Origin of the sequence: Enterobacter sp. ECC-019 (genome assembly GCF_043974075.1) — a bacterium.
Lineage (GTDB): Bacteria > Pseudomonadota > Gammaproteobacteria > Enterobacterales > Enterobacteriaceae > Enterobacter > Enterobacter asburiae_D.
This window is the reverse complement of sequence record NZ_CP143759.1, coordinates 1,169,036-1,186,943: the sequence shown is the minus strand read 5'-3', so window position 1 is coordinate 1,186,943 and position 17,908 is coordinate 1,169,036. Positions and strand designations below refer to the sequence as shown.

At 58.4% G+C, this 17,908-nt stretch carries 15 protein-coding genes and 1 pseudogene; 11 read left to right on the top strand and 5 right to left on the bottom strand.

Annotated features, from left to right (window positions below; all coding sequences use genetic code 11):
• Positions 1 to 67: 67 nt before the first annotated feature.
• Entirely contained in the window at positions 68 to 520 is a 453-nt protein-coding gene (locus V1566_RS05500) for a YhcH/YjgK/YiaL family protein (RefSeq protein ID WP_395305277.1), read from the bottom strand.
• Positions 521 to 1,195: 675 nt separating this feature from the next.
• Here V1566_RS05500 and arcA point away from each other — a divergent pair.
• From arcA to V1566_RS05475, 5 genes are all read left to right on the top strand, one after another.
• Positions 1,196 to 2,416, top strand: coding sequence for an arginine deiminase (gene arcA, locus V1566_RS05495; RefSeq protein WP_159515416.1), 1,221 nt, complete (start codon positions 1,196 to 1,198; stop codon positions 2,414 to 2,416).
• 10 nt (positions 2,417 to 2,426) lie between these two features.
• A complete protein-coding gene (arcC, locus tag V1566_RS05490; RefSeq protein WP_033144506.1) occupies positions 2,427 to 3,338 on the top strand; it encodes a carbamate kinase in 912 nt (303 codons plus the stop codon).
• 26 nt (positions 3,339 to 3,364) lie between these two features.
• A complete protein-coding gene (argF, locus tag V1566_RS05485; RefSeq protein WP_395305276.1) occupies positions 3,365 to 4,369 on the top strand; it encodes an ornithine carbamoyltransferase in 1,005 nt (334 codons plus the stop codon).
• A gap of 47 nt (positions 4,370 to 4,416) precedes the next feature.
• Positions 4,417 to 5,820 (top strand): YfcC family protein, encoded by a 1,404-nt coding sequence (locus V1566_RS05480; RefSeq protein ID WP_395305275.1) that lies wholly within the window; start codon positions 4,417 to 4,419, stop codon positions 5,818 to 5,820.
• Positions 5,821 to 5,895: 75 nt separating this feature from the next.
• The gene (locus tag V1566_RS05475; protein ID WP_023334317.1) at positions 5,896 to 6,375 is read left to right on the top strand and encodes an arginine repressor; all 480 of its coding nucleotides are present in this window, start codon (positions 5,896 to 5,898) and stop codon (positions 6,373 to 6,375) included.
• 3 nt (positions 6,376 to 6,378) lie between these two features.
• Here the strand turns inward: V1566_RS05475 and V1566_RS05470 are convergent.
• Positions 6,379 to 6,496: pseudogene (locus V1566_RS05470) on the bottom strand (hypothetical protein).
• On the opposite strand from V1566_RS05470, the gene V1566_RS05465 reads away from it, so the two are divergent.
• The 4 genes from V1566_RS05465 (at position 6,476) to ridA (ending at position 8,482) form a co-directional block, all read left to right on the top strand.
• Complete coding sequence (locus tag V1566_RS05465) at positions 6,476 to 6,580, top strand: pyrBI operon leader peptide (RefSeq protein ID WP_395305274.1); 105 nt, start codon at positions 6,476 to 6,478, stop codon at positions 6,578 to 6,580. The pseudogene V1566_RS05470 and the gene V1566_RS05465 overlap by 21 nt on opposite strands.
• Before the next feature lie 34 nt (positions 6,581 to 6,614).
• Positions 6,615 to 7,547, top strand: a complete 933-nt coding sequence (gene pyrB / locus V1566_RS05460) for an aspartate carbamoyltransferase (RefSeq protein ID WP_023310198.1) — start codon at positions 6,615 to 6,617, stop codon at positions 7,545 to 7,547.
• 12 nt (positions 7,548 to 7,559) lie between these two features.
• Positions 7,560 to 8,021 carry an aspartate carbamoyltransferase regulatory subunit gene (pyrI, locus tag V1566_RS05455; protein ID WP_023310197.1) on the top strand — a complete coding sequence of 154 codons (462 nt, stop codon included), beginning with the start codon at positions 7,560 to 7,562 and terminating at the stop codon, positions 8,019 to 8,021.
• Between the two features lie 74 nt (positions 8,022 to 8,095).
• Entirely contained in the window at positions 8,096 to 8,482 is a 387-nt protein-coding gene (ridA, locus tag V1566_RS05450; RefSeq protein WP_014882305.1) for a 2-iminobutanoate/2-iminopropanoate deaminase, read from the top strand.
• Positions 8,483 to 8,531: 49 nt separating this feature from the next.
• Here ridA and V1566_RS05445 read toward each other — a convergent pair whose 3' ends face one another.
• The 3 genes from V1566_RS05445 to mgtA form a co-directional block, all read right to left on the bottom strand.
• Positions 8,532 to 10,916: a beta-N-acetylhexosaminidase gene (locus V1566_RS05445; RefSeq protein WP_395305273.1), complete on the bottom strand. Its 2,385-nt coding sequence runs from the start codon at positions 10,914 to 10,916 to the stop codon at positions 8,532 to 8,534.
• A gap of 131 nt (positions 10,917 to 11,047) precedes the next feature.
• Positions 11,048 to 12,034, bottom strand: a complete 987-nt coding sequence (locus tag V1566_RS05440) for an IS110 family transposase (RefSeq protein WP_395303481.1) — start codon at positions 12,032 to 12,034, stop codon at positions 11,048 to 11,050.
• Positions 12,035 to 12,266: 232 nt separating this feature from the next.
• Positions 12,267 to 14,975, bottom strand: a complete 2,709-nt coding sequence (gene mgtA / locus V1566_RS05435; RefSeq protein WP_395305272.1) for a magnesium-translocating P-type ATPase — start codon at positions 14,973 to 14,975, stop codon at positions 12,267 to 12,269.
• Positions 14,976 to 15,366: 391 nt separating this feature from the next.
• Here mgtA and treR point away from each other — a divergent pair, with 391 nt between their 5' ends.
• Positions 15,367 to 16,314, top strand: coding sequence for a trehalose operon repressor TreR (gene treR, locus V1566_RS05430; protein ID WP_395305271.1), 948 nt, complete (start codon positions 15,367 to 15,369; stop codon positions 16,312 to 16,314).
• A 130-nt stretch (positions 16,315 to 16,444) separates the two neighbouring features.
• The gene (gene treB / locus V1566_RS05425) at positions 16,445 to 17,863 is read left to right on the top strand and encodes a PTS trehalose transporter subunit IIBC (RefSeq protein ID WP_187360832.1); all 1,419 of its coding nucleotides are present in this window, start codon (positions 16,445 to 16,447) and stop codon (positions 17,861 to 17,863) included.
• The last annotated feature ends 45 nt before the right edge of the window (positions 17,864 to 17,908 follow it).

The window sequence follows — 17,908 nt, the reverse complement described above, 5'->3', positions numbered from 1 at the left end:
AGCTGGATCACAGATTGCCCCTCACCCTAACCCTCTCCCCTGTACAGTCCGGGGTGAGGGGTAAGGGTTATTCAACCAGCATTTTAACAACCACTTTCCTGACCTTAGCAGGTGCCCCAACCGCGCACAGCGGCTTATGCACCTCGCCCGGCCAGAACACCACAAAATCCCCTTCGCTCAGCACCACGGTTTTCTCCTGCTCGCCTTCCGGCAGGAACGCCATGTCTTTGTCCGCCAGCCAGTCGGTGTCCGGCGTGCCATGCGGCAGGGTGCTGAAAGTCATACCCTCCTGGCCCTTCATCACAATCTGGATGTCCAGATAGCGCGCGTGGAACTCGGCGCGGCGCTCGGCGAACGGTTGGGTCATGTCTTCCGAGACCAGATAAAACAGGCTGTTGCCGTTGATGTCGTGTTTCCCGAGCGGCGTGGCGTCGGTGACGTGGGCTTTAACGTGCTCAATGGCCTGGCGCAACTCGTCAGGCAGCCAGGACTGCAGATGGTGGATGTTGCCGATAATCATGTTTTAACCCTCAATATAAAACAATGTTTCATTTTTATCTTTTATACGAGAATCCCGGCTGCCATACCAGCCCTTTTTGGACGAGGTTTGCGCGAGCGCATGTTTATCGGGAAAGGTGTTAATTTGCTGTTAATCCTGCCCAGGCATTTATGCAGGGGTTATGCATAACCTCGATCAGCGCATATCGCACGGCTGTTCTAACCTCTTGATCATGCTGTCTAATTAACAAAACCCGTTGCCGCCTCACACTTTACTGTTTTGATAATTTGCTCTAAAAAACCATAATTATTTATTGATTTTTCTTAAGTCAAAAATAGTTAATTACGTTAATTGCATAGCCATTCTTACGCATTATTTTTATCATTTAAAATCAGATATATAAGAATTTATTTCAAAGGATTAAAATCTACAAAATAATAACAACCTCAAATAATGCCACCGAATCCTGCTTAGCTATTCATCCCTCAATAATATGAAATCAATTATTATCTGATGCGAATCATGCAAATGAAAACAAACCTCTCAATATCCCGTTTCTCGTGAGCAACATCACAATACGAATTATTTAACTGCCTAGTATGAATCACGAAATCAATTGAGCTTAGCCGCCATGAAATTAAATACATCACATGGCGCATGCCCTTTTTATTCTGAAAAACAGTTAAAGGAATAATTATGGAAAAGCATTACGTCGGTTCTGAAATTGGTCAATTGCGTAGCGTTATGCTGCACCGCCCTAATTTAAGTCTGAAACGCTTAACGCCATCGAATTGTCAGGAGCTGCTTTTCGATGACGTGCTCTCGGTTGAACGGGCGGGTGAGGAGCATGACATCTTCGCAAACACGCTGCGCGAGCAGGGTGTGGAAGTCCTGCTGTTGACCGACCTTCTGACACAAACCCTTGATATTGCAGAAGCGAAAGCCTGGCTGCTGGATACGCAGATCTCTGACTATCGCCTCGGCCCAACCTTTGCTGGCGACGTCCGCGGCTGGCTGGCGGATATGCCGCACCGCGAACTGGCGCGCAGATTAAGCGGCGGATTAACCTACGGTGAAATTCCGGCGGCCATTAAAAATATGGTAGTGGATACCCACACGGCGAATGATTTTATTATGAAGCCGCTGCCGAACCATTTATTTACCCGCGATACCTCGTGCTGGATTTATAACGGCGTCTCTATTAACCCGATGGCCAAACCGGCTCGTCAGCGTGAAACCAATAACCTGCGGGCAATATATCGCTGGCACCCGGCGTTTGCCGACGGCGATTTTATTAAGTATTTCGGCGACGAAAATATTAATTACGACCATGCCACCTTAGAAGGCGGCGACGTATTAGTGATTGGCCGCGGCGCGGTGCTGATCGGCATGTCCGAACGCACGACGCCGCAGGGCGTGGAGTTCCTCGCCAACAGCCTGTTCAAACACCGTCAGGCCGAGCGCGTGATCGCCGTCGAACTGCCAAAACACCGCTCCTGCATGCACCTCGACACCGTCATGACCCACATCGACGTGGACACCTTCTCCGTCTACCCGGAAGTGGTGCGCAAAGACGCCCAGTGCTGGACGCTTACCCCGGACGGACGCGGCGGCCTGCTGCGCACCCAGGAAACCGACCTGCTGCACGCCATCGAGAAAGCGCTCGGCATTAACCAGGTGCGCCTGATCACCACCGGCGGCGACGCCTTTGAGGCCGAGCGCGAGCAGTGGAACGACGCCAACAACGTGCTGACCCTCCGCCCGGGCGTGGTGATTGGCTACGAGCGCAACGTCTGGACCAACGAGAAGTACGACAAAGCTGGCATCACCGTGCTGCCCATCCCGGGCGACGAGCTGGGACGCGGGCGCGGCGGCGCGCGCTGCATGAGCTGCCCGCTGGAACGCGACGGAATTTAAAGGAGCCATCATGGAACGAAAACCCACTCTGGTTGTGGCGCTTGGCGGCAACGCGCTGCTCAAACGCGGCGAGCCGCTGGAAGCGGAGATCCAGCGCCAGAACATCGAGCAGGCCGCCCGCACCATCGCCGGGCTGACGGAACAGTGGCGCGTGGTGCTGGTGCACGGCAACGGGCCGCAGGTCGGGCTGCTGGCGCTGCAGAACAGCGCCTATGACAAAGTGACGCCCTACCCGCTGGACGTTCTCGGTGCCGAAAGCCAGGGAATGATCGGCTACATGCTCCAGCAGGCGCTGAAAAACAATCTGCCGCAGCGCGAGGTGAGCGTCCTGCTCACGCAGGTGGAAGTGGATGCCGCCGACCCGGCCTTCAGCAACCCGACCAAGTACATCGGCCCGGTTTACAGCGAAGCCCAGGCGAAAGCGCTGGCCGCGGAAAAAGGCTGGGTGTTCAAGGCCGACGGGAGCTACGTCCGCCGCGTGGTGCCTTCGCCGCAGCCGAAGCGCATCGTCGAGAGCGACGCCATCACGGCGCTGATTCAGCGTGACCATCTGGTGATCTGCAACGGCGGCGGCGGCGTGCCGGTGGTGGAAAACGCTAACGGCTATCGCGGGATTGAGGCGGTGATCGACAAAGACCTCTCCGCCGCCCTGCTGGCGAGGCAGATCGAGGCCGACGCCCTGCTGATTTTGACCGATGCCGACGCAGTGTACCTCGACTGGGGCAAGCCGACCCAGCGCCCGCTAGCGCAGGTAACGCCGGAGCTGCTCAGAGGCATGCAGTTCGACGCCGGATCGATGGGGCCGAAAGTGGCCGCCTGCCGCGAGTTTGTTGAAGCCTGCAACGGCATTGCCGGGATCGGCGCGCTGGCCGACGGCGCGGAGATCCTGGCGGGCGAGAAAGGCACGTTGATTCGTAACTGAACACTTATTTAAAAAGGATTTCCCACATGACCATCAACCTGAAAAACCGCAACTTCCTGAAACTGCTGGACTACACCTCGGCGGAGATCCAGTACCTGATCGACCTCGCCATCGAGCTGAAGGCCGCCAAAAAAGCCGGGCGTGAGAAGCAAACCCTGGTCGGGAAAAACATCGCCCTGATTTTTGAAAAAACCTCTACCCGCACCCGCTGCGCCTTCGAAGTGGGCGCGTTTGACCAGGGCGCGCAGGTCACCTACCTCGGCCCAAGTGGCTCGCAGATCGGCCATAAGGAGTCGATGAAAGACACCGCCCGCGTATTAGGCCGTATGTATGACGGCATCGAATACCGCGGCTACGGCCAGGCCATCGTCGAAGAGTTGGGCAAATACGCGGGCGTGCCGGTGTGGAACGGCCTGACCGACGAGTTCCACCCAACCCAAATCCTCGCCGACCTGATGACCATGCTCGAGCACGCGCCGGGTAAAACCCTGCCGGAGCTGAGCTTTGCCTATCTGGGCGACGCGCGCAACAACATGGGCAACTCGCTGATGGTCGGCGCGTCCAGGATGGGGATGGATATCCGCCTCGTCGCGCCGAAATCCTTCTGGCCAGAAGCCGGGCTGGTTGAGCAGTGCCGCGCCATCGCCAAAGAGACGGGCGCGCGCATCACCCTCACCGACGACGTGGAAGAAGGCGTACGGGGGACCGATTTCCTCTACACCGACGTGTGGGTCTCTATGGGTGAGCCGAAGGAGGCCTGGGCCGAGCGCGTCAGCCTGATGAAGCCGTATCAAATCAACGCGGACGTGATGAAGGCCACCGGCAACCCGAACGTCAAGTTTATGCACTGCCTGCCGGCGTTCCACAACGAGCACACCAGGGTGGGCCGTGAAATCGAGATGGCGTACGGCCTGAAGGGGCTGGAGGTGACGGAAGAGGTCTTCGAATCACCGAACTCCATCGTCTTCGACGAAGCAGAGAACCGCATGCACACCATCAAAGCGGTCATGGTGGCGACACTCGGCGACTAATCACCGCCCGGCGCGCCGTGGGGTGCGCCGGGTTTCAGGAGAACATCATGGGCAAGTTTAAGTTTCCCTCCGCTTACACCATTCTCTTTTTTCTGATTGCCGTTGTAGCCGTGCTGACGTGGGTTGTACCGGCCGGGCAGTACCATATGGCAATGAACGAGGCGCTCGGCAAAGAAGTGCCGGTTGCAGGAACCTACGCGCACGTCGCGGCACATCCGCAGGGACTGGTTTCCGTCCTGATGGCGCCAATCGCCGGGCTGTACGATCCGGTTTCCGGCCAGGCCGGGGCGATCGACGTGGCACTGTTTATCCTGATCATCGGGGGATTTCTCGGGATCGTCACCAAAACCGGGGCGATTGACGCCGGGATCGAGCGCGTCACCACCCGGCTGCGCGGACGCGAGGAGTGGATGATCCCGATCCTGATGGCGCTGTTCGCCGCAGGCGGCACGATTTACGGCATGGCCGAAGAGTCGCTGCCGTTCTATACCCTGCTGGTACCGGTGATGCTGGCCGCCCGGTTCGATCCGGTTGTCGCCGCCTCCACCGTGCTGCTCGGGGCGGGGATCGGCACCCTCGGCTCCACCATCAACCCGTTCGCCACGGTGATCGCCGCCAACGCCGCCGGGATCCCCTTCACCAACGGTATCGCCCTGCGCGTGGCGCTGCTGGTCATCGGCTGGATCATCTGCGTGGCGTGGGTGATGCGCTACGCCCGCAAGGTCCGCCAGGATCCGTCGCTGTCGATCGTCGCAGATAAGCAGGAAGAGAACCGCGCCCATTTCCTCGGCGACAAGGGCGAACAGTCGCTGGAGTTCACCCCGGTGCGCAAAATCATCCTGGTGATTTTTGCCCTCGCCTTCGCGGTGATGATCTACGGCGTGGCGGTGCTGGGCTGGTGGATGGCGGAGATCTCGGCGGTGTTTCTCGCCAGCGCGATTATCGTCGGCCTGATTGCCCGCATGAGCGAAGAGGAGCTGACGTCGACGTTTATCAACGGCGCGCGAGATTTGCTGGGCGTCGCGCTGATTATCGGCATCGCGCGCGGTATCGTAGTCATCATGGATAAGGGCATGATTACCCACACCATTTTGCACAGTGCCGAGGGAATGGTTACCGGGTTGTCGACGGTGGCGTTCATCAACGTGATGTACTGGCTCGAAGTGGTGCTGTCGTTTCTTGTGCCTTCTTCGTCCGGCCTTGCCGTTCTGACGATGCCGATCATGGCACCGCTTGCCGATTTCGCTAACGTCAACCGCGACCTGGTGGTCACGGCTTATCAGTCGGCGTCCGGCATCGTTAACCTGGTCACTCCCACCTCTGCCGTCGTGATGGGCGGGCTGGCTATCGCCCGCGTGCCCTACGTGCGTTATCTGAAATGGGTGGCGCCGCTGCTGGGGATCTTGACGGTGGTGATTATGGCGGCGTTAAGCCTGGGGGCGATGTTGTGATGTTTTGAAGTTGTAGGCCCGGTAAGCGTAGCGCCACCGGGCGTTTTGTTTCAGCCACTTACATGGGAAATAGTTATGACGGAATATGGTGATTACTCTCCAAAAGAACAGCTTCAGCTGACGGTCTGTCAGCGCCTGATCGCAGAAAAGAGTTATCTTTCTCAGGAGGAGATCCGCCGGGATTTGCAGGAGCGTGGTTTTGAGACCATCAGCCAGTCCACCGTTTCACGTCTGCTTAAATTGCTCGGTGTCATAAAAATTCGAAATGCCAAAGGGCTAAAGATTTATTCGCTGAATCCCCAGCTGCGCCCTGCCCCCGACGCCGCGCGTACCGTGTCCGAAATGGTGGTCAGCGTCGAGCACAATAGCGAGTTTATCCTTGTTCATACCGTTGCCGGATATGGCCGCGCGGTGGCGCGTATTCTGGATTATCACCAGTTACCGGAAATTTTAGGCGTGGTGGCTGGCAGCAGTATCGTCTGGGTCGCGCCCCGGGTCGTGAAGCGCACCGCACTGGTGCATAAGCAAATTAATTATTTACTCAGAACGCATTAATATTCATAAAGAACCGTTTGCATTGAGTAAAGCGTGCATTAAATCGCTTGATCCGAAAAGCGAGCTGCGTATAATGCCCGACAATTTGCCGGGAGGAAGCATGGTCAAGCGTGTACGACATAACGTCTTACCGCGTCTGAAATCAGACGCTGGCCTGCCGTTTTTCTTCCCGTTGCTAACCCTATTCCCAGAGCCCCTCATTTGAGGGGCTTTTTTTTGCCCGGCGTCAGGAGATAAACATGAATCCGCTTTATCAAAAACACATCATTTCCATAAACGACCTCAGCCGCGAAGAGCTGGAACTGGTTCTGGAAACCGCGGCAAAACTGAAGGCCAATCCGCAACCGGAGCTGCTGAAGCACAAGGTGATTGCGAGCTGCTTCTTCGAAGCCTCGACCCGCACCCGCCTCTCCTTTGAAACCTCCATGCACCGCCTGGGCGCGAGCGTGGTGGGCTTCTCGGACAGCAGCAACACGTCGCTGGGTAAAAAAGGCGAGACCCTGGCGGATACCATTTCAGTGATTAGCACCTATGTCGACGCGATTGTGATGCGTCATCCGCAGGAGGGCGCGGCGCGTCTGGCGACCGAGTTTTCTGGCGGTATTCCGGTACTGAACGCCGGTGACGGTGCCAACCAGCACCCGACGCAGACCCTGCTGGATCTGTTCACCATTCAGGAGACGCAGGGCAAGCTCGAGAATCTGAATATCGCCATGGTCGGCGATCTGAAATACGGCCGCACCGTCCACTCCCTGACCCAGGCGCTGGCGAAATTTAACGGCAACCGCTTCTTCTTCATCGCGCCTGACGCGCTGGCGATGCCGCAGTACATTCTCGACATGCTGGACGAAAAAGGCATTCAGTGGAGCCTGCATGCCAGCATCGAAGAGGTGATGAGCCACGTGGATATTCTCTACATGACCCGCGTGCAGAAAGAGCGTCTGGACCCGTCCGAATACGCCAACGTGAAGGCGCAGTTCGTGCTGCGCGCCAGCGACCTCGAGGGCGCGCGCGACAACATGAAGGTGCTGCATCCGCTGCCGCGCATCGATGAGATCACCACAGACGTGGATAAAACGCCGCACGCCTGGTACTTCCAGCAGGCCGGAAACGGCATCTTCGCCCGCCAGGCGTTACTGGCACTGGTTCTGAATCGCGAATTGGCACTGTAAGGGGAAACGACCATGACACACGATAACAAACTCCAGGTTGAAGCCATCAAGCGTGGCACCGTGATTGACCACATCCCTGCGCAGGTGGGCTTTAAGCTGCTGACGCTGTTCAAACTGACCGAAACCGACCAGCGCATCACCATCGGTCTGAACCTGCCGTCAGGTGAAATGGGCCGCAAGGACCTGATCAAAATCGAGAATACCTTCCTGACCGACGAGCAGGTTAACCAGCTGTCGCTTTACGCGCCCGACGCCACCGTTAACCGTATCGACGAGTATGAAGTGGTCGGTAAATCCCGCCCGAGCCTGCCGGATCGCATCGAAAGCGTGCTGGTCTGCCCGAACAGCAACTGCATCAGCCACGCTGAGCCGGTTTCCTCCAGCTTTGCAGTGAAAAAACGCGCCGATGATATCGCGCTCAAATGCAAATACTGCGAAAAAGAGTTTTCTCATTATGTGGTGCTGGCCAACTAATTGAGGTTGGTAAAGGATCCCGGCCTCCCTATAATGGCCGGGACTCTTAAATCAGCTGTTATTCTGGAGAAATCATGACCAAAGTACTCGCGACGGAAAATGCACCAGCGGCTATCGGCCCATACGTTCAGGGCGTTGATCTGGGCAGCATGATCATCACTTCGGGCCAGATCCCGGTGAACCCAAAAACCGGTGAAGTGCCAGCCGACGTAGCGGCACAGGCGCGTCAGTCGCTGGAAAACGTGCAGGCTATCGTTGAATCTGCGGGCCTGAAAGTAGGCGATATCGTGAAAACCACCGTTTTCGTGAAAGATCTGAACGACTTCGCGACCGTTAACGCCACCTACGAAGCGTTCTTCACCGAGCACAACGCCACCTTCCCGGCGCGCTCCTGCGTGGAAGTGGCCCGTCTGCCAAAAGACGTGAAAATTGAAATCGAAGCGATTGCCGTACGTCGTTAATTCGCTTTGTTGAAGATAAGGCAGCCCGGGCTGCCTTTTTTATGACCCGCTACTGATTCCGCGTCGCCCTAAGCAGCGTCTCCAGCGGATACACCGCCGCAATCACCACTTCGTCCTGAACCTTCGCCGCGTTATCCAGTTCGCTCTGAATCGACGCGATCTCTTTATCATCCAGCGTGCCCTGGCGCGCCACAAGATCCGTCAGCCTCAGGCCAATCGAGGCCAGCTTATCCACTTCCTGAATCACCGGCTTCATCGCCTTCAGCTGATAGCTGTTTTCGCTTAGCGCCAGCGCGTCGCTGGTGTTGCTCTGCCAGCGGTTAAAGACATGGCGCAGCGCGTCGGCGCTTTCCGTGTCTTCCGCATCGCTCACCAGACGGTCCGCCCATTTGTGCATCTGGCGCACGGTAGCGCTTTCGGCGTTCAGCGCATCCGCGAAGCGGTTGAGCGGTTCGAACTGATGATAATTTCCCGCCTGGAACTTCAGATGCTGACGGGTGTAATACTGCGCGGGCTCGACCGCCTGCGCGAGGATCTGCAGCGGCAGCGTGTCGGCATTGTTAGCAAGGCGTGTGAACTGCACCTGCTGCTGGGTATGCTGCTGCAGCCCCACCGACACCGTCGACCAGCTGTCCATCGCCTGCAGGCGGGTGTACATGTTGTCGACGTCGTTGACGTCCTTCGCCGACCACAGCCGCTCCGCCACCGCAAAGGCGCGCGGCCACAGGCGGATATCCAGCACTGGCACCACCACGTTCTCCGCCCACAGCGCGGCTTCACCGCCGAGCAGATTGGCCTGGTTCGCCACGTCCGGCACGACCGGCAGAATGCCTTTCGGCACGTCCTCCAGACGCGTGCCGCTGATTGGGTAGCGGGTGTTCCCCACCAGGAAATAGCCGGTGAGCTTGTCGTTATCGACGGAGACCACCGGGCGCGTTTCGCCCATCCAGGTGTCGACAGTAAACGTGACCTGATTGTCGTCACGCCATTCAATATCCTGCACCGCGCGGCGAGATTTCCCGGCAAAATCAATAAATCCGCGCCAGCCGGCATCCCCTTTCACCAGGGTGAAGCTCCCCTCAACCGGCTTGCCCTTCAGGCGTGGCATGGTGAAGGCCCAGCTCTGGACGCTGTCGGTGTCTGCAATCACATCCACGCCGTTCAGCCCCTGCGGGACAATTTCGTTGCGATAGTGATAGGCGGTGGACTGGGGCTGGTCGAGATAGAAGCCCGTCGAGAGAATCCCTTTGTAGCCGTTCTGCGCCACCTGCCCCAGCGCATCCTGCCCCTGCCAGGACTGGATCAGAATGCTTTTCGGCAGGTCAGGATGATAGATCTCGTCCCAGCCGACCATCTGCCGGTGGTGTTTCTCGAGGATCGTCTCCAGCTTGCGGTTGAAATACGCCTGCAGAGCGTGGCTGTCCGCCAGCCTGTTATCGCGCATGAAATTCTGGATCGCGGCGTTCGCTTTCCACTGGCTGTCATCCACCTCGTCGCCGCCGATATGCAGATACGGATCGGGGAAGATCGCCGCCAGTTCGCTGACCATCGCGTCGGCGAAGGCGTAGGTTGCCTCTTTTGTCGGATCGAGCACCGGCTTCAGCACGCCCCAGTGGCGCTCCATTGCGTACGGCCCCGGGGCGCTCATCAGCTCCGGATAGGCCACGGCAATCGCCGAGGCGTGGCCCGGCATGTCGATTTCCGGCACCACGCGGATACCATGCTCGGTGGCGTAACGCACCACCTCGCGCATCTGTTCAGGCGTGTAGAACAGCCCGTCGCTGGCAAGCTGGGTCAGCTTAGGGTAGCGCTTCGAGCTGAAGCGCCAGCCCTGATCGTCGGTCAGGTGCCAGTGCAGGACGTTGAGCTTCGCCGCGGCCATGCCGTCGATCTGGCGCTTGATATCCGGCAGCGGGATAAAGTGGCGCGCCGAGTCGAGCAGCAGCCCGCGCCACGGGAAGCGCGGCGAATCTTCAATAGTGACCCACGGCAGCGAGGTGTTTTCCGCTCCGTTCTGCATCAGCTGGAGCAACGTTTCCATAGCGCGCAGCGCGCCGAAACGGGTGTTGGCGGAGATATCGACGCCGTTGGCGTCCACCGTGAGCTTATAGCTTTCATCGCTGTCCGGCTGCGGCTGCGGCTTGACCTTTTTGGCAACCGCGATGCGGATGGTCGGTTTGTCTGGCTTTTCAGCCTGAGGCTGCAGCGTCCAGCCGGTTTGCAGGGCAATGCGCTGGCGCAGGCGGTTGACGGCATCGCCGAGATCGTCGCCGCTGACGCTGACAGAGATTTTATCGTTAAGCACCAGCGCGCCCTGAATCGTCGGGCGTTCAACCCTGGCAGGCCAGGGCATTAAGGAGAGATCGCCTGCCGGGGCGGCAAAGGCTGAGGCGCCGAGCATCAGCCCGGCGGTTAAGAGACTGTACCGTAACATGAATGTTCCTTATCTGACGGGCCAAATAAAGGCAAAACATTCTGTTAACATGCGCTCAATTTGTCGTCAAGCGAATGCGCCGACGGAGATCACAGGTTGTTGAATTTGGGAGGTTTCGTGAGTAGATACTGTTATGCCACGCAAGCATTTTCCTGATGCAATGTGGCATCGAACGGGCGTCCTGATTTCAGGACGCCATACGCCACCTGCGCCAGCTTACGCATCATCGCTCCGATTATCAGCTTCGCTCCCTTGCCGTTCTTTTCCAGACGCGTCCTGAACGCTTTTCCCCACTCCGTTTTGTACAGCGCCACCATCGCGGGCATATACAGCGCCCTGCGAAGCGAGACATGGCCAGCCTTACTCATCCTGCTTGCCCTGTGTACGCTGCTTCCTGATTCATGCTGCCGCGGTGTCAGTCCTGCGAAAGCCGCGAACTGCCGCGCCTGACCGAACCTGTCCTTCAGCCCCACATACGCCAGCAGCACCGCGGATGTCTTTTCACCGATACCCGGTATGCTGTCCAGCAGTTTTCGCCGGTGCTTCAGGTCCGGGTCATCATCCGTCAGGTCCTTTATCTGTTTCTCCAGCCGCTTCAGCTCCGCTTCCAGCCACAGAAGGTGCGCATCGATGCTCGGCATCTGCACCTCCCGCGCCGTCTCACGACGGTTCAGCTCCTGCGTGTGCATGTCTGTCAGGGACTGGTGACGCAGCACCAGCGCCCGCAACGCGCGCTCCAGCGGATGAGGTGCCTCCCAGGCTACCGGACGCTTCTGCCGGCAGAACTCTGCCAGCATACGGGCATCAACGGCATCGGTTTTACTGCGCAGGCCTTCACTCTGCGCAAAGGCTTTACCAAGAGCCGGGTTGATGATGGATACGGTGAAACCGGCATCGCTGAGGGATGCTGCTGCGTCTTCCATATAGGTGCTGGTCGCTTCCATGCAGATATGTGCCTGAGCCACATTATGGCTGCGGAGCCAGCTGAGCAGCTCCTCGTGACCTTTAGGTGTGTTAGTAAATTTTTTGCTGCGGTGACGGCCATCAGGTCGCAACACATCGACATCCAGCTTAGCTTTGGAGACATCGATACCAATAAAGTGAAGTTCCTGTTCCATAGTGAAACCAACCTTGTGAATGCGGATTACCGGGAAAACCGGTCCATGATACTGTCCGGTTTGTCACTTGTGGAGAAGGTGCAGTCCACTGCAGGGATCTACAACACAGGCTCGTGGCCTAAGGCCGGGTACGGCATGTGGACTGCATGGCAGAAAGAACTGGCCGGTTCTTTCTGCACGGAAGGATAATACAAGGCCGGGTAAGGCGAAGCCGCCACCCGGCAAACATAACTTACTGCCACCCATACCGACGCGCATAGAATCCTTTCACCATCTGCGTCAGCACCATGTAGCCCGCGAGGATCGCCACCAGCCACGGGAAGTAGCTCAGCGGCAGCGCCTGCAGCTGCAGATAGCTCGCCAGCGGCGAGAACGGCAGCGCGATGCCGAGCGCCATCACAATGCCCGTCATCACAATCAGCGGCCATGCGGCACGGCTCTGGATGAACGGAATGCGGCGGGTGCGGATCATATGCACAATCAGCGTCTGCGACAGCAGACCTACCACGAACCAGCCGGACTGGAACAGCGTCTGATGTTCCGGGGTGTTGGCGTGGAACACAAACCACATCAGGCAGAAAGTCAGGATGTCAAAGATGGAGCTGATAGGCCCAAAGAACAGCATAAAGCGCCCCAGATCCGCCGGGTTCCAGTGCTGTGGCTTCTGGATCTGCTCGTCGTCGACGTTATCAAATGGGATCGCCACCTGAGACACGTCGTACATCAGGTTCTGGATCAGCAGATGCAGCGGCAGCATCGGCAGGAATGGCAGGAACGCGCTCGCCACCAGCACGCTGAAGACGTTACCGAAGTTGGAGCTGGCGGTCATTTTGATGTACTTGAGCATGTTGGCAAAGGTACGGCGACCTTCGATCACGCCCTCCTCCAGCACCATCAGGCTTTTTTCCAGCAGGATGATATCCGCTGCTTCACGGGCGATATCCACCGCGCCGTCCACGGAGATACCAATATCCGCCGCACGCAGCGCGGGCGCGTCGTTGATGCCGTCGCCCATAAAGCCCACCACGTGCCCTTCGCGCTTAAGCAGGGTGACGATGCGCTCTTTGTGCATCGGGGTCAACCGGGCAAACAGCGTGGTGCGCTGGGCAAGCTGCGCCAGCTCGTCGTCGGAGAGATGTTCAATATCGCTCCCCACTACCACGTCGCCCGCGTCCAGCCCCACTTCATGGCACACTTTAGCCGCCACCAGCTCGCTGTCACCGGTGAGAATTTTGACGGTAATGCCGCTCGCCTTCAGCGCTTTCAGCGCCGGGGCGGTAGTCTCTTTCGGCGGATCGAGGAAGGCGATGTAACCCTCGAGGATCAGATCGGATTCGTCGATACGCTGATAGTCACCCTCGCGCGCGGGCAGGAACTTGCTCGCAACCGCCACCACGCGCAGCCCCTGACGGTTCAGGTTGTCGGTGACGCGCTTGATGCGGCGCAGCATGGTGTCGTCCAGCGGCACGATGTCGCCGTTATAGCGCACCTGCGTCGACACGTTGAGGATCTCCTGCAGCGCGCCTTTGCAGATCAGCTGATGCACATCCGTCTGCTCGCTCACCACCACCGACATACGGCGGCGCTCAAAGTCGAACGGGATCTCATCTACCTTCTGCCAGCGGCCGGAGAGCGTGCGGGCGGATTCCTCGTCCACCCCTTCCAGCACCGCCACGTCGAGCAGGTTTTTCAGCCCGGTCTGGTAATGGCTGTTCAGCCACGCGCTGTGCAGCACGCGCTCGCTGGTTTTGCCGGAGATATCGGTGTGGTTCTCCAGCACGATTTTGTCCTGCGTCAGGGTGCCGGTTTTATCGGTGCAGAGGATGTCCATCGCGCCAAAGTTCTGGATGGCGTCGAGGTGTTTAACGATCACTTTCTGCTTAGAGAGCTTCACCGCCCCGCGCGCCAGCGTGGAGGTGACGATCATCGGCAGCATTTCCGGCGTCAGGCCAACGGCTACGGAGAGCGCGAACAGCGCCGCTTCCCACCAGTCGCCTTTGGTGTAGCCGTTGATCAGCAGCACGATCGGCGTCATCACCATCATAAAACGGATCAGCAGCATGCTGACGCGGCCAATCCCTTTCTGGAAGGCGTTCGGCTCGCTCTCCTGCTCGCTGACGCGCCCGGCAAGCTGACCAAACCAGGTGTTGCCCCCGGTGGCGGTGACGATCGCCTGCGCCGTGCCGCTGACGACCGTGGTCCCCATAAAGCACAGGGTATCGCACTCGAGCGGGTTCATCTGCTGCGGGTCACGGCTGCGCGCCACCTTTTCAACGGGCAGGGATTCCCCGGTCAGGGAGGCCTGCGCGACGAACAGATCGCGCGCCTGGATAATGCGCAAATCCGCCGGGATCATGTCCCCCGCCGCCAGCTTCACCAGATCGCCCGGCACCAGCTGGTCGATAGGCAGCTCAACCCAGGCGTTTTCGCCGAGATCGTTGATCACGCGCGACACGGTCGCGGTGTTACTGACCATCGCCTTCAGGGCATCTGCCGCCCTGGTGGAGCGGGCTTCCTGAATGAAGTTCAGCAGCGTGGAGATACCGACCATCAGGGCAATGACGCCTGCGGCAAACAGATCTTCAGTGGCGTAGGAGATGATGCCCAGCACCGTCAGCAGCAGGTTGAACGGGTTGCGGTAGCAGAGCCACAGATGCACCCACCACGGAGACGGCTTTTGCGCCGGGATCTGGTTATCGCCGTGCACGGCGCGGATTTTTTCCACTTCGGCCGCGTTTAGCCCTTCCGGGTGTCCGCCGAACGCGCGCCAGACTTCGTTTTCATCCATCGCCGCCACGTTCAGGCAGCGTTCGGTCAGGGATGCGGGGATCGCCGCCCCCGCCATGTTTTTGGCGTTTGGCAGCGGGTCGCGCTGAACAAGACGGTGTGGCAGGTGGCGGCTCAGCAGGGCCTGCAGCTGCCGGGTGATATTTTTAAACATAGTCATTCCTCCACATCCGCGAATGCGGACGCAGCATTTCCTTCAGGCGTGGCAAGGCCGTACCTGAGAGGCACTTAATTTTTCAAGCAGGAACGTTTATGGCGTTGCTGCCTCACATCACCGGTGAGTCAGCAACAGGCTGGCTTACCGGTAAGAACGCATTCTCCCGTTCAGGAGAGGTGTGGGATCGGGATCCATGAAGCCTCCGGTAAGTAAAAAACAGGGTGTCGCTGCGCAGTATAAGGATTTAAGCGTACCCTTTGTGACGATTCGGGCGGTATTATACCCCCCTGCAAATAAACCGAACGTAAACCAGACTTTGCCCATAGCGAAATCGCGCTATAGCATTAGGCTCAATTGACCATTTTGTCGTTGTTACAGGGAATACAGCATGCAGAACCGCCTTACGATTAAAGACATCGCGCGTTTAAGCGGCGTGGGGAAATCAACCGTCTCACGCGTGCTGAACAACGAAAGCGGCGTCAGCGAACGCACCCGCGAGCGCGTTGAGGCGGTCATGAATCAGCACGGCTTTTCCCCTTCCCGCTCCGCGCGCGCCATGCGCGGGCAGAGTGACAAAGTCGTCGCCATCATTGTCTCGCGTCTGGACTCTCTGTCTGAAAACCTCGCCGTGCAGACTATGCTGCCCGCCTTTTATGAGCAGGGGTATGATCCGATCATGATGGAGAGTCAGTTCTCTGTGCAACTGGTTGAAGAGCATCTGGGTATGCTCCAGCGGCGCAACATTGACGGCGTGGTGCTGTTTGGTTTTACCGGCATCAAAGAAGAGATGCTGAAACCCTGGCAGCCTTCGCTGGTGCTGCTGGCACGCGATGCCCACGGCTTTGCCTCCGTCTGCTATGACGACGAGGGCGCGATTATCACCCTGATGCAGCGCCTGTTTGACGAAGGCCATCGCCACATTAGCTTCCTCGGGGTACCGCACGCGGACGTCACCACCGGCAAGCGTCGTCACGAGGCCTACCTGACCTTTTGCAAAAACCACAACCTCTCCGCCGTGGCCTCCCTGCCGGGGCTGGGCATGAAGCAGGGCTACGAGCAGGTCGCCAGCGTCCTGACGCCGCAGACTACCGCGCTGGTGTGCGCCACCGATACCCTTGCGCTGGGTGCCAGCAAATATCTGCAGGAGCAACGCATCGATAACCTGCAGGTGGCGAGCGTCGGCAGCACGCCGCTGATGAAGTTCCTGCACCCGGAAATCATCACCGTCGATCCGGGCTACGCCGAGTCCGGCAGACAGGCCGCCGCGCAACTGATCGAGCAGATCAACGGGCGCGCTGAGCCGCGTCAGATCGTTATTCCTGCCCACCTTTCTTAACCCCCGCTCAACGGTTTATTGTGATCTTCGCCCGATTTCGGGAACGTTCCCATTTTCGCCGTCACGCTGAAGGAGTAGGCTTGCGCTCAGGTCATTACACCCTCCTCACCATCTGTCATGAGGTTTCATGATGAGTAAAGTCAAACAAGCAGATATCGATCGGCTGATCGTCCTGGTCGGCGGCCGCGAAAACATCGCCACCGTCAGTCATTGCATTACCCGCCTGCGCTTCGTGCTGAACGATCCGGCCAAAGCCAACCCGAAGGCCATTGAAGAACTTTCCATGGTCAAAGGCTGCTTCACCAACGCCGGTCAGTTCCAGGTCGTTATTGGTACCGAAGTGGGCGATTACTATCAGGCTCTGCTGGCGACAACCGGGCATTCTTCTGCTGATAAAGAGCAGGCGAAGAAGGCCGCGCGCCAGAATATGAAGTGGCACGAGCAGCTGATTTCCCACTTCGCGGAGATCTTCTTCCCGCTGCTGCCGGCGCTGATCAGCGGGGGCTTAATCTTAGGCTTCCGTAACGTCATCGGCGATGTGCCGATGAGCGACGGCAAAACGCTGGCGCAGATGTACCCGGCGCTGCAAAGCATCTACGACTTCTTGTGGCTGATTGGCGAAGCCATCTTCTTCTATCTGCCGGTCGGGATTTGCTGGTCCGCGGTGCGCAAAATGGGTGGCACGCCGATTCTCGGTATCGTGCTGGGCGTCACGCTGGTCTCTCCACAGTTAATGAACGCTTACTTACTTGGTCAGCAGGTGCCGGAAGTGTGGAACTTCGGCCTGTTTACCATCGCCAAAGTGGGCTATCAGGCGCAGGTTATTCCGGCATTGCTGGCCGGTCTGGCGCTCGGCTTTATTGAAACGCGCCTGAAGCGCATCGTGCCGGATTACCTCTATCTGGTGGTGGTGCCGGTCTGCTCGCTGATTATTGCCGTGTTCCTGGCACACGCTTTTATCGGTCCGTTTGGCCGCATGATCGGCGACGGCGTAGCCTTCGCAGTGCGTCACCTGATGACCGGCAGCTTTGCGCCGATTGGCGCCGCGCTGTTTGGCTTCCTGTACGCCCCGCTGGTGATCACCGGCGTGCACCAGACCACGCTGGCGATTGATATGCAGATGATCCAGAGCCTCGGCGGCACGCCGGTCTGGCCGATTATCGCCCTGTCTAACATTGCGCAGGCCTCTGCGGTGACCGGCATCATCATCGTCAGCCGTAAACACAACGAACGTGAGATCTCCGTTCCGGCTGCCATCTCTGCCTACCTCGGCGTCACCGAACCGGCGATGTACGGTATCAACCTGAAATACCGCTTCCCGATGCTCTGCGCGATGATCGGTTCCGGTCTGGCAGGCCTGGTGTGCGGTCTGAACGGCGTGATGGCGAACGGGATTGGCGTCGGCGGCCTGCCGGGCATCCTCTCCATCCAGCCCGCTTACTGGCAGGTGTTTGCTCTGGCGATGGCCATCGCGATTATCGTCCCAATGGCGCTCACCACCGTGGTTTATCAGCGCAAGTTCCGTCAGGGCTCGCTGCAGATTGTTTAATTCTCTCTTTCGGGGCGCAGTTGCGCCCCTTCGCATTTGCAGGAA